General features: G+C 71.9%; 9 protein-coding genes and 1 riboswitch. Of the genes, 3 read left to right on the plus strand and 6 right to left on the minus strand.

Annotated elements, in window-relative coordinates; genetic code table 11:
• Positions 1-144: 144 nt before the first annotated feature.
• The 6 genes from cobN to QF037_RS35970 form a co-directional block, all read right to left on the minus strand.
• Positions 145-3798, minus strand: coding sequence for a cobaltochelatase subunit CobN (gene cobN, locus QF037_RS35945; protein WP_307032485.1), 3654 nt, complete (start codon positions 3796-3798; stop codon positions 145-147).
• On the minus strand, positions 3795-5306 hold the full coding sequence (locus QF037_RS35950; RefSeq protein WP_307032487.1) for a cobyric acid synthase: 1512 nt from the start codon (positions 5304-5306) through the stop codon (positions 3795-3797). Before QF037_RS35950 ends, cobN begins: the two co-directional genes overlap by 4 nt.
• A complete protein-coding gene (locus tag QF037_RS35955) occupies positions 5303-6244 on the minus strand; it encodes a cobalamin biosynthesis protein (protein WP_307032489.1) in 942 nt (313 codons plus the stop codon). Before QF037_RS35955 ends, QF037_RS35950 begins: the two co-directional genes overlap by 4 nt.
• A gap of 101 nt (positions 6245-6345) precedes the next feature.
• Positions 6346-6485, minus strand: a riboswitch (cobalamin riboswitch).
• Between the two features lie 132 nt (positions 6486-6617).
• The gene (locus tag QF037_RS35960; RefSeq protein WP_307032491.1) at positions 6618-6839 is read right to left on the minus strand and encodes a hypothetical protein; all 222 of its coding nucleotides are present in this window, start codon (positions 6837-6839) and stop codon (positions 6618-6620) included.
• A gap of 34 nt (positions 6840-6873) precedes the next feature.
• On the minus strand, positions 6874-8115 hold the full coding sequence (locus QF037_RS35965; RefSeq protein ID WP_307032493.1) for an inorganic phosphate transporter: 1242 nt from the start codon (positions 8113-8115) through the stop codon (positions 6874-6876).
• Positions 8116-8259: 144 nt separating this feature from the next.
• The gene (locus tag QF037_RS35970) at positions 8260-9015 is read right to left on the minus strand and encodes a lysozyme (protein ID WP_307032495.1); all 756 of its coding nucleotides are present in this window, start codon (positions 9013-9015) and stop codon (positions 8260-8262) included.
• 196 nt (positions 9016-9211) lie between these two features.
• Between QF037_RS35970 and QF037_RS35975 the strand changes: the two genes are divergently transcribed.
• From QF037_RS35975 to QF037_RS35985, 3 genes are all read left to right on the plus strand, one after another.
• Entirely contained in the window at positions 9212-9943 is a 732-nt protein-coding gene (locus QF037_RS35975; protein WP_307032497.1) for a class II aldolase/adducin family protein, read from the plus strand.
• A 124-nt stretch (positions 9944-10067) separates the two neighbouring features.
• Positions 10068-11195 (plus strand): alpha/beta hydrolase, encoded by a 1128-nt coding sequence (locus QF037_RS35980; RefSeq protein ID WP_307032499.1) that lies wholly within the window; start codon positions 10068-10070, stop codon positions 11193-11195.
• Positions 11196-11439: 244 nt separating this feature from the next.
• A complete protein-coding gene (locus tag QF037_RS35985; RefSeq protein ID WP_307032501.1) occupies positions 11440-12762 on the plus strand; it encodes a hypothetical protein in 1323 nt (440 codons plus the stop codon).

The raw sequence follows: 12762 nt of genomic DNA on the forward strand, positions 1-12762 counted from the left end.
CAGGACTCAGGTGTGGGCGCCGCAGCTGCCCAGCTGTCACGGTCGAAGCCTGCTCCCCGCTGACGCGGGGGTGGTCCGAAGTCAAACCCGTGGGCACTGCGCGGGATGACGTGCTCCCTGCCGACGCGGGGGTTCGGAGGGGCCTCATGCGTCTCCCTCCAGGTCGCCCTCAAGTTCGAGGTAGGTCGCGCGGAGCCGTTCCAGAGTCTCCTGGTCCGGCTCCGCCCACAGGCCACGGTCCGCCGCCTCAAGGAGCCGCTCGGTGATGCCCCTGAGCGCCCAAGGGTTGGACTTGCGCATGAAGTCCTGGTTCTCCGCGTTGAAGACGTACTCCGCAGACAACTTCTCGTACATCCAGTCGTCGACCACGCCCGCCGTGGCGTCGTAGCCGAACAGGTAGTCCACGGTCGCTGCCATCTCGAAAGCACCCTTGTACCCGTGCCTCCTCATGGCGCTCATCCAACGCGGGTTGATGACGCGAGCCCGGAAGACCCGGTGCGTCTCCTCTCCCAGCGTGCGGGTCTTCACCTGGTCCGGAGTGGCCGAATCACCCACATACGCTTCCGGGTTGGCGCCGGTGAGATGCCGCACCATCGCGACCATGCCGCCGTGGTACTGGAAGTAATCGTCCGCGTCCGCGATGTCATGTTCCCTGGTGTCGACGTTCTTCGCCGCCACGTTGATCCGCTTGAACGCCGTCTCCATGTCCCCGCGCGCCGCCCGCCCGTCGAGCCCGCGCCCGTAGGCGTAACCGCCCCAGACGGCGTACACCTCGGCGAGGTCCGCGTCCGACCGCCAGTTGCGCGCGTCGATCAGCGGCAGCAGACCCGCGCCGTACGCACCCGGCTTGGAGCCGAAGATACGGGCCGTCGCGCGCCGCCGGTCACCGTGCTCGGCGGTGTCCTCGTCGGCGTGGGCCTTGACGAAGTTCCGGTCGGCGGGCTCGGCCAGCTCGGCGACCTTGCGGACGGCGTCGTCGATCAGCGCGACCACGTGCGGGAACGCGTCCCGGAAGAAGCCGGAGATACGGACCGTCACGTCGATACGGGGACGGCCCAGTTCCTCCAGGCCGATGATCTCGAAGCCGGTCACCCGCCGCGAGGCCTCGTCCCACACCGGACGGCAGCCCAGCAGCGCGAGGATCTCGGCGATGTCGTCGCCCTGGGTGCGCATCGCGGAGGTACCCCAGACCGTCAGGCCGACGGACTTCGGGTACTCGCCGGTGTCCTGGAGATACCGCTGCACCAGCGAGTCGGCGAGCGACTGCCCGACCTCCCAACTGAGCCGGGACGGAATGGCCTTGGGGTCCACCGAGTAGAAGTTGCGGCCGGTCGGGAGCACGTTGACGAGACCGCGGGTGGGGGAGCCGGACGGACCGGCGGGGACGTAACCGCCGTTCAGCGCCTTGAGGATGTGGCCGATCTCGTCGGTGGTCTTCGCGAGCCGCGGTACGACCTCGTTGCAGGCGAACTCCAGCACCGCGACCGCGTCCGGGAGTTCGGTGCCGAGCACACCACGGACGAGAGCCGGGACGAGCGCGGCGTCCCAGCCCCGCGCCTCCATCCCCTCCGCGACCCGCCGGCACAGCTGCTCCAGCAGGTCGATCGCGTCGGCGGCCGTACGCGACGGGCCCTCGACGAGGTCGGAGAGTTCCACCGGCACCTTCACCGGCGCCCCGGGCTCGGCGAGCAACTCCTTCTCGACCAGCCCGAAATGGGCCGCGAAGGAGGCCCGCAGTCCCGGCAGCGCGTTCGCCTGCCCGCCCCACACCTGTGAGGCGCGCAGCACGGCGAGCACGAGGTTGACCCGTGCCTCGTCGACCGGGCCCCCGCCGAGGATGTGTAGTCCGTCGCGGATCTGCACGTCCTTGATCTCGCACAGATAGCCGTCGATGTGCATGACGAACTCGTCGAAGGCGTCGTCGTCCGGCTGGTCCTCGACATGCAGGTCGTGATGGAGCTCGGCGGCCTTCACCAGCGTCCAGATCTGCGCCCGCACGGCCGGTGCCTTCGTCGGGTCCAGGTCGGAGACGAGCGCGTACTCGTCGAGGAGCTGCTCCAGCTTGGCCAGATCGCCGTAGGTGTCCGCACGCGCCATGGGCGGTACCAGGTGGTCGACGACGGTGGCGTGCCCGCGGCGCTTGGCCTGGGTGCCCTCACCGGGGTCGTTGACGATGAAGGGGTAGATGAGCGGCAGCTCACCGAGGACGGCGTCCGGCGCGCAGCCCCCGCTGAGTCCGAGGCCCTTGCCGGGCAGCCACTCCATCGTGCCGTGCTTGCCCATGTGGACGACGGCGTCGGCGCCGAAGCTGTTGTCCAGCCACCGGTAGGCGGCCATGTAGTGGTGCGACGGCGGCATGTCCGGGTCGTGGTAGATCGCGATCGGGTTCTCACCGAAGCCGCGCGGCGGCTGGATCATCACGACGACGTTCCCGAACTGGAGGGAGGCGAGCACGATGTCGTCGCCGTCGACGTACAGGTTGCCCGGCGGCTCGCCCCAAGCCTCCAGCATGCCGTTCCGCAGCTCGGGGTCGAGCTTGTCGAACCACGCCCGGTAGTCGGCCAGCGGCACGCGCGCGGGCGCGGCGGCCAGCTGCTCCTCGGTGAGCCACTCCACGTCGTGGCCACCGGCGTTGATGAGCCGGTGGATCAGCTCGTCACCGTTGTCGGGGTGCCCTTCGACGACGTAACCGGCGTCCCGGAGCGCGTCCAGCACCCGCACCGCCGACACGGGCGTGTCCAGTCCCACCGCGTTGCCGACGCGTGAGTGCTTGGTCGGGTACGCGGTGAAGACGAGCGCGAGCTTCTTCTCGGCGTTCGGCTTGTGCTTCAACCGGGCGTGCCGTACGGCGATGCCGGCGACGCGCGCGGCCCGCTCGGGGTCGGCGACATAGACCGGGACCTCGTCCGGACCCTGCTCCTTGAAGGAGAAGGGAACCGTGATCAGCCGCCCGTCGAACTCGGGGATCGCGACCTGCATCGCCGCGTCCATGGGGGAGAGGGCGGCGTCGGACTCGTCCCAGGCGGCCTTGGACGAGGTGAGGCAGAGTCCTTGCAGCACCGGCACGTCCAGGTCGGCCAGGGCCCCGATGTCCCAGGCCTCCTCGTCACCGCCGGCCGAGGCCTGCGAGGCGTGGGTGCCGCCGGCGGCGAGGACGGTGGCGACGAGGGCGTTGGCCTTGGTCAGCAGTTCGTAGAACTCCGCGTCGGCGCCGCGCAGCGAACCGCAGTACACGGGAAGGGCGTTGGCGCCGCGTGCCTCGACGGCGTCGCAGAGGGTGTCCACGAAGGCGGTGTTGCCGCTGAGTTCATGGGCCCGGTAGAAGAGCACGCCGATGGTCGGGCGGCCTTCCACAAAGGTCCGTTCGCCATGGACGCCGTACTCCGGCATCTTCTGCGGCTCGTCGAACCCCTCACCGGTCAGCAGGACGGTGTCGGACAGGAACCGGGCCAGCTCGGTCAGGTTGGCGGGGCCGCCCTCGACGAGGTATCTGAGCGCCTCGGCCACGACACCGGCCGGCACCGAGGACTCGGCCATCAACTCGGCGTCCGGAACGGTCTCGCCGCCCAGCAGCACGGTCGGGACACCGGCGGCCTTCAGCGCGGCCAGCCCGTCCTCCCAGGCGCGCTTGCCGCCGAGCAGCCGTACGACGGCGATGTCGGCGCCCTCGACGAGCGCGGGCAGCTCCTCGGCGACGTCCACGCGGGTCGGGTTGCCGATCCGGTAGTCGGCACCGGAAGCGGCGCGGGCCGCCAGCAGGTCCGTGTCGGCGGTCGACAACAACAACACAGTGCTCATGCAGGCGCTCCCGGTGGAATGAAAGGCAGTCCTTGCGGCGCGCCGGACTCGATGAGCCGCCACAGCGCGTCGGTGTCCGCGTGCTGTTCGATGAGGTCGCCGAGCCGGTCGAGCTGCTCCTCGCGCAGCGCGGCGAACGACGTGTCGGGGGCCGGTACGAAGCGGCGGCCCGCGGCGGCCGCCACTTCGCGCAGGAAGGCCCGCCGGAATCCGTCCGACTCCAGCGAGCCGTGCCAGTGGGTGCCCCAGGTCTGTCCGACCCGGCAGCCGTCCAGGAAGGCTTCTCCGCCGCTGACGTCGGCGACCCCGTGGTGGATCTCGTACCCGGCGACGTGCTCGCCGAGGGCTTCGCCTTCCGGCCGGGTGAGGGTCTTCTCGCGGGCGAACCGTACCCGCACAGGCAGCACGCCGAGCCCCTCGACATGCCCCTGCCGGCTCTCGACCTCGTCCTCGATGTGCTCACCGAGGACCTGGAAGCCACCGCAGATGCCGAGGACGGGCCGCTGCTCGGCGACCCTGCGCTCGATGGCCCGCGCGAGTCCCCGCTCCCGCAGCCACTCCAGCGCCCGGACCGTCCCCCGGGTCCCGGGGATCACCACGAGGTCGGCGTCGGCCAGTTCCTCCGGCCGGTCCACGAACCGCACGACGACGCCCGGTTCGGCGGCGAGGGCGTCCACGTCGGTGAAGTTGGACATGAGGGGAATCGCGCAGACGGCGACCCGCAGCACGTCCTCGCCGACGGGCGGGGCCGTGTTCGACTCCCGTACGGTCCCCCGCAGGGAGACCCGGAGCCCGTCCTCCTCGTCGATGCCGAGCCCGTGCTGAAAGGGCAGCACGCCGTACGTGTGCCGCCCGGTGAGGCCGTGGAGCATGTCGAGCCCGGGCTCCAGGAGGCTGACATCGCCGCGGAACTTGTTCACGAGGAACCCGGCGACGAGGGCCTGGTCCTCCGGCGAGAGCAGCGCGACGGTCCCGAAGAAGGAGGCGAAGACGCCTCCGCGGTCGATGTCGCCGACGACGAGGACAGGGAGCCGGGCGTTTCTGGCGATGCCCATGTTGACGATGTCGGTCCGCCGCAGATTGATCTCGGCAGGACTGCCGGCCCCCTCACAGATCACCGCGTCATACGTGCCCCGCAGTTCGGCGAGACAGTCCAGCACGGTGCCGAGCAACTGCTGCTGGCGTCCCCCGTGGTACCCGCGCGCACTGAGCTCACCGACCGGCTTGCCGAGCAGCACGACCTGACTGCTCTGCTCGCCACCCGGCTTCAGCAGCACGGGGTTCATGAGCGCGGTCGGCTCGACACGGCAGGCCTGGGCCTGCATGGCCTGCGCCCGCCCGATCTCGGCGCCCTCGCGGGTCACGAACGAATTGAGGGACATGTTCTGCGCCTTGAAGGGCGCGACCTTGACCCCCTGCCGTACCAGCCACCGGCAGATCCCGGCGGTGACGACACTCTTGCCCGCGTCGGACGTGGTGCCGGCGACGAGCAGCCCACCGCCGCTCATGACGCACGCGCCCGGAGAGCGGCCCGCGCGGCGGCACTGGCGCCGAGCGCGAGCAGACCGACGCGACGGGACAGCCGTACGGCCCGCTCGATGTCCTGGACCTCCACGGAACGCCCCTCCTGATTCAGCACGGGCCGGTGCTCGACACGCCCCGCATACGACAAGGTCCCGCCGAGCCGCACGCCCAGGGCCCCGGCGAACGAGGCCTCCACGGGCCCGGCGTTGGGGCTCGGATGCTTATCTGCGTCGGCGCGCCAGGCCCGCAGTGCCCCCCGCGGATCGCTCCCGGCGACGGCGGCCAGTACGGCGGTCAGCCGGGCCCCCGGCCATCCGGCGACGTCGTCGAGCCGCGCCGAAGCCCAGCCGTACCGCCGGTGCCGCGGCGACTTGTGCCCGACCATGGCGTCAAGGGTGTTGACGGCGCGGAACCCGAGCAGTCCGGGCACCCCACCGACGGCTCCCCACACCAGGGCCCCCACGACGGCGTCGGAGGTGTTCTCGGCGACGGACTCGACCACGGCCCGGGCGATCCCGTCGGCGTCGAGGGCCTGCGGATCCCGCCCGCACAGATGAGGCAGCCGCTCCCGCGCCGCCTCGACGTCCCCGACTTCCAGGGCCCGCCCGATGGTGCGGGCCTCGCGCACGAGCGAAGTGCCGCCCACGACGGCCCAGGTGGCGACACCGGTCAGCGCGACGGAGGCGGCGGGGGAGGGACGTACGGCCTTCTGCGCCACCGCTCCGAGCACGACGGCGCCCCCGGCGCACACCGCGGTGTGCAAGGCCCCCCACCCCCGGTGGTCCCGCCACAACACGCGCTCCACGGCACCAGCGGCCCGCCCGAACACGGCGACCGGATGCCCCCGGCGTGGATCACCGAGCAGCAGGTCACCGAGAAGTCCGGCGGCGGCGCCGTACGCGAAGACGCGATCGGCACGCATCGGCTCAGCCGGCCGTGGCGTCGGACAGCGACCTGGTGCGGTATCTCAAACGGCAGGCGAGCATGGCGATATGTCCTCACTCAGGGTGTCCACGCCCTGGTTCGACGAGACCGACGACGAGAGTTCCTGGCTCCCGGGGCTATCTACCCCGGTGACAGTGGCGGGACCGCGCCGGACTTCCACCGGCTTCCTCTTCTGCCGTCGTACATGGCCCCGGCAGTCCACCACGGGCCCGGAAGGGCCGTCAACTTGCCGTTGACCTGGGACGGGAGAGTGTGCTGAGGCCCACACACGGGGGGTTGCGGGCGCGACAAAAACCTGGGGTGCGGGACGGTGAACCGTCCCGCACCCCACGGGGTGTTCGCTCGTCGCGTCAGGCGACGATCAGATAGATCCCGTACGTCACCGCCGCCGCGCACGCCGCGAAGCAGGCGTATGCGCCGGTGACCGCGAGAGCCGCGGATCCGCCCTGGGCGGTGGCCCGCTCCTGGCGGGTCAGGCCCATGATGCCGAGGGTGAACAGGGCCACGAGGGCCACGGTGACCACGAGGCTGACGCCGAAGACGGAACTCAGCGCTTCCCAGTCGATCTTCATGTCGGTGATTCCTTCGTTCCTGGGTGCGGCGGGCTCAGACGGCGGCCGGCGGAGCGGCGGGCTCCGGGGCGACGGCCGGGGCCGGGATCGTGGCCGTGAGGTCCTCGGTCACCGTGCCCGCCGGGGGAGGGGTGACCGCGGCGATCGCCGTCGTCACCACGCCGGCCGGCTCCTCGTCGCTGTCGTTGACGTTCGTGTGGTCGATGACCTCGCGGCGCGAGAGCTTCCAGATCGCCGCGCTGGAGGCGATCAGGAAGACCGCCACGACCGCCGTGCCCCAGTCGCCGAAGCCGGTGACCCACTCCGCCAGCGCGCCCACCACGGCCGCGGCCGGCAGGGTCAGGCCCCACGCCACGAACATCCGCGTCGCCGTGGACCAGCGGACGACGCCGCCCTTGCGGCCGAGGCCCGCGCCCATCACCGAACCGGAGACCGAGTGCGTGGTGGAGAGGGAGAAACCGAGGTGCGAGGAGGCGAGGATGACCGTGGCCGCGCTGGTCTGGGCGGCGAAGCCCTGCTGCGGCTGGAGGTCGGTCAGGCCCTTGCCCATCGTGCGGATGATGCGCCAGCCGCCGAGGTAGGTGCCGAGCGCGATGGCGAGACCCGCGGAGAGGATGACCCAGGTGGGCGGGTCGGAGTCGGGAGCGACGGCGCCGCCGGCGACCAGGGCCAGGGTGATGATGCCCATCGTCTTCTGCGCGTCGTTCGTGCCGTGGGCCAGCGAGACCAGGCCCGCCGAGGCGATCTGGCCGGCGCGGAAGCCCTTCGCGGCGGCCTTGCCGTCGGCCTTCTTGCCCATGGAGTAGGAGAGGCGGGTCGCGAGCATCGCGGCGAGGCCCGCGACGATGGGCGCCGCGATTGCCGGGATCAGGACCTTGGTGACCAGGACGTCACCGTGGACCGCGCCCATGCCCGCGGAGGCGATGGTGGCACCGATCAGACCGCCCATGAGGGCGTGCGAGGAGCTGGAGGGGAGTCCGACCAGCCAGGTCAGCAGGTTCCAGAGGATCGCGCCGACCAGGGCGGCGAAGATGACCTCGGGACGTATGCCGCTCTCGTCGACGAGACCCTTGGAGATCGTGTTGGCGACCTCCACGGAGAGGAAGGCGCCCACAAGGTTCAGCACGGCGGACATGGCCACCGCGACCTTGGGCTTGAGCGCACCGGTCGAGATGGTGGTGGCCATCGCGTTGGCGGTGTCGTGAAAACCGTTCGTGAAATCGAACGCAAGTGCGGTTACTACCACAATCGCGAGGATCAGCGAGAAGTTTTCCATTTACCCAGGCAATCGTTCGAGCGTCATTGGCTCGTCGAACGTAAGTAACCAGGGTGAACGGAAGGTGAACTGAGGCGGGCCGCACGGTGTCTGGAACCGAGGGATTCCCCTCCGATCCTCCGGCGCGGCCCGACCGCCGCACGATTACGAGCCCCGGGCGAACTTCTTCAGCTGTGCCAGGGACCCGTTGAAGAGATTCTGATCACCCGGCAGGCTGCCGCCGTTGTCGTACTGCCAGATGGTCCAGTACCCCCATCCGGCCGGCAGCGCCCCGGCGTCCGCCGCGTTGTAACGGGCCACCCACAGCGCGTGGTTCGAGGCGAAGGCGCCGCTGCCGCCGGTGCAGGTGTTCCACCAGTGGGCGGTCGTGTAGATCACCGGGCGGCGCCCGGTCAGCCGCTTCACCTCGTTGCTGAAGGACTTGATCCAGCTGACCATCCTGGCCTTCTTCAGGCCGTAGCACTTGTGCTTCCTGTCGTACGGGTTGTACTCGATGTCGAGCGCCGGCGGCAGCGTCCAGCCGTCCGCGCTCCAGCCGCCGCCGTTGCGTACGAAGTGCGCCGCCTGCGTCTTGCCCGACGACTTGTCCGGCAGGGCGAAGTGATAGGCCCCGCGGATGAGGCCCGCGTCGCGCGCGCCGCTGTACTGCTGGTCGAAGTACGGATTGCGGTAGGAGTGGGACTCGGTCGCCTTGACGTAGACGAACCTCGCCCCCTTGGACTTCGCCTTCTGCCAGTCGACGTTCTTCTGATGCGAGGAGACGTCGTGCCCCTTGGGTTTACCGGCCGCCGACGCCGGAAACTCGGCCAGCGCGGTCCCCGCGAGGGTGAGCGCTGCCACGGACGCGGCAAGGACGCGGCCGCGCCCGCGGTGACGGGAAGGTGTGCGATCACGGGCCATATTTCCCCCCGGAATGGCGACGTGCACGACAAAACAGGCAGAGATTACCGGAAGCTCCGCGCATGCCCGGCGCTCTACGGCCAAGCCGTCACAGAGGGGGAAGTATCCGCATTTGTGACCTTCCGGACGCCTGGCCTCCGCCCTAAAGTGCCCCCGCCCGGCCGTGTTCGGCGGCCCCACCTGACAGGATCGCGGCATGGCTGAGCAGCGACGCGACCGGCGGGACGGACGGGGCGCCGGAGAGGGCGCACAGGATGTGCCGGAGCCGTGGCGGCGGAGTGTGCGCGCCGAGGAGGTGCCCGCCTGGGAGGAACTGGTCGCCACCGCCCGCCGCACCGTCTCCGACGGACTCGTCGTCGGCACCTCCGGCAACGTCTCCGTACGCGTCGGCGACACCGTGCTGGTCACGCCCTCGGGTGTGCCGTACGACCGGCTGACACCGGACGACGTGACCGGCGTCGATCTCGACGGCCGCCGGGTCCTGGGCTCGCTCGTCCCGACCAGCGAACTCCCCATGCACCTCGCGATCTACCGCACCACCGACGCCGGCGCCGTCGTCCACACCCACGCCGTCCACGCGACGGCCGTCTCGACGCTCGTCCCGGAGCTCCCGGCGATCCACTACATGTCCGGCGCCCTCGGCGGTGCCGTCCGAGTTGCCCCGTATGCGACATACGGCACCGAGGAGTTGGCCGAGAACATGCTCCACGCCCTCGCCGACCGCGCCGGCTGGCTCCTGCGGAACCACGGCACGATCACCTACGGCACCACCCTGGACCAGGCCTACGACCGCGCCGCCCAGCTGGAATGGATGTGCCGCCTGTGGCTGACGGCGTCCTCCGTGCCGGGCCTGACCCCGACCCTGCTGTCGCCGGAACAGGTGGCCGAGGCGGGGGAGCGGCTACGGGGGTACGGGCAGCGCGAGTGACACGGCCCCCGTGAGCGCCCGGCCGTCCCCGCGATGACCGGGCCCGGCGGCGCCGAACTGTCCCGCATCACTCGGAATCGCCCGCCCACTGGCCCGTGACCGGGTCCGCCAGGACACTGGACGGGTGCGCACTGTCAAAGCGACGGCCGCAGCCGTCACCATGGCCCTGGCCGCCGGCGCCGCGAGCGTCGCCGCCGGACGACTCGCCAGCGACGCCGCGCTGAAGGCGCCCCCGGGCCGTCCGCTGCCCAACGAGCCCCGGCTCACCGTGCACGCCACGGCCGCCGGCCAGGTCGCGCTCACCCGGGATCTGGCCGCCCTGCGCCCCGGCATCTACGGCCTCTCCGGCGACACCGCCCATGCGGTCGTCGGCCCCGTCCTCGACACCCCGTCCCACTCCGCCGACACCGTCGTACGCCGCCTGGAACGCGTCACACACGGCACTCTGCGACCCGGCGACACGGTGTGGTTCACCCCGAACACCCACATCGGCGACCCCGGATCCGCGCTGGGCCTCGACCACGAGGACGTCGAGATCCCGGGCGAACGCGGCACCCTGCCCGCCTGGTTCGTCCCCGGCGTACGGAGTACGTGGGTCATCTGCGTGCACGGCCTCGGCACCACCCGCGAACTCTCCCTGAACGGCATGGAGTTCCTCACGAGCCGCCGCTTCCCGGTGCTCGCCCTCGCCTACCGCGGCGACCTCGGCGCGCCCCGCCCGCCGGACGGCCTCAACCACCTCGGCGAGACCGAGTGGCGCGACCTGGACGCGGCGATCCGCTACGCCGTCCGCCTCGGCGCCAGGAAGGTCATCCTGCACGGCTGGTCCACCGGCGCCACCATGGCGCTGCGCGCCGCCGCCCACTCCGGGGTCCGCGACCGCGTCTCCGGACTGATCCTGGACTCCCCGGTCCTCAGCTGGCAGACCACCCTGCGCGCCCTCGCCGCCGCCCGCCGCACCCCCGGCGCCCTGCTGCCGCTCGCCGTCCGCGCCGCCCAGGGCCGCACCGGACTGCACGCCGACGCCGCCGCCGAGGCCGCCGACCCGGACCTCCTCAAGGTGCCCACCCTGATCGTCCACGGCCCCGACGACACGATCGCCCCCTGGGACCACTCGCGCCGCCTCGCCGCCGCCCGCCCCCACCTGATCGCCCTCCACACCGTTGCGCACGCTCCGCACGGAGCCATGTGGAACGCCGACCCCGCGGGGTACGAAGAGGCGCTCCGCCGCTTTCTGACCCCGCTGATGTAACGACCGCCGACGGCACCCGGCAGACTCATCCACCGGTTCCGTTTAAGGGCGTACCACTGGCTGGTTCCCGGCCCCCGGCCGCCCGCCGGGACCCCTGCGTTGGCCATCCCCGTAGCCCGCCGTTACATTCCGTTTGGGTTTTCGGACCGTCAACCGGAAGACTGCACCCGTGACGTCCCGTATCCCGCGCGACTCCAGGCTTCGACTCGTCCGACCGCGACCCCTGGCCGCCGCCCCCCGAGCGATGACCCAGCGGCCCTCGCGCCGCCCCGCACCCCGCCCCCCGGAGGGCACCCCGGCCCGGGCCGAGCTGGCCAGAATGGCGCGCTCCCTCCTGGCCGGCGCCGCCCGCGTCGCCCACTGGGCCGACGCCGCCCTGGGCCCCGACCGGGACGCCGGGCAGCACGACGCCAAGGCCACCCTGTCCGACGCCAGCGCCGAACAGGCCGCGGCCTCTCTGGGCCTGAGCACGGCTCAGGTGCGTGCCGAGTGGGACACCGCCCGGCTCGCCGGCCTGGTCGAGGTGCACGGCGACAGCGCCCGCCCCGGCTGGCGCCTGCGCGCCTGGGACCGCGACGACAGCGCCGTTCTGCGCGGCTGGGTCGCCCTCTTCGACGCCTGGTCGCTCGCCCACCCGGAACCCGCGGAGCACGAGGCCGCCACGGTCGCCGAGGTCGTCTCCGCCATGCCGCAGGTGCTCTCCTTCCTTCAGCTCTCCGCCGGGCCCGTGCCCGTGGAACAGCTGCTGGACCTCCTGGAGCAGCGGGTCACCGAACTGCGCACCGAACGCTGCGAGATCCCCTACGGCCCGCAGCCCGACCCGGACCAGACACCGCCCCGGGACACCCCGCTCGGCCCCCTCCTCGACTGGGCCCTGCACGCCCTCGCCTCGGTCGGCGCCCTCACCTACGGCGACGGGCAGGCCACGCTGACCCCGCTCGGCAGCTGGGCGGTCTGGGTCAAGCTGGAGCAGATCTGCGTCGCCGCGCAGAGCCCCGCCGGCAACATCGAGGCCGTCGCCGAGGAGATGCTCCGCGGCTGTGCCCAGCTCCGCCCCCAGGCGGCCCGCGACGAGTACCGGGCCTGGCTCGCCGCCCGCCCGGTCGGCAGCGCCGTCACCGAACTCCTCGGCGCCGCCCGCGGCGAGGACGCCCTGCTGCGCGGTCTCGCCTTCGAGGCGCTGCGCGTCGTCGGCGCCCCCGCCGAGCCCGATGTGCGCGCGGTCGCCGACGAGCCGACCCTGCGGCCGTACGCCCTGCTCTGGCTCGCCGTGCACGACGGCGCCGACCCGGAGGACGCCCACGAGGTGCTCACCCGGGAGGAGGCCACCTGGCTGTGGGTCGACACCGCCGCCGCCGTCGCCGACCACGGGGAGGCCCCGCTGCTGGTGCGGCATCTGGAGTCCGCGGTGCAGCCCACGATCCCCATGCTGCTCGACGAGGTGCGCGCCGTCGGTCACCCCCGCACCGTGCAGGTCCTGGTCGCGCTCGCCGCCGCCCACCCCGACCCCGCGCTGGCCAAGGCGGTCCGCCGGGCGGCCTTCCAGGTGCACACGGGGAGCAGCTGA

The sequence above is a fragment of the Streptomyces canus genome (assembly GCF_030815415.1).
GTDB lineage: Bacteria > Actinomycetota > Actinomycetes > Streptomycetales > Streptomycetaceae > Streptomyces > Streptomyces canus_F.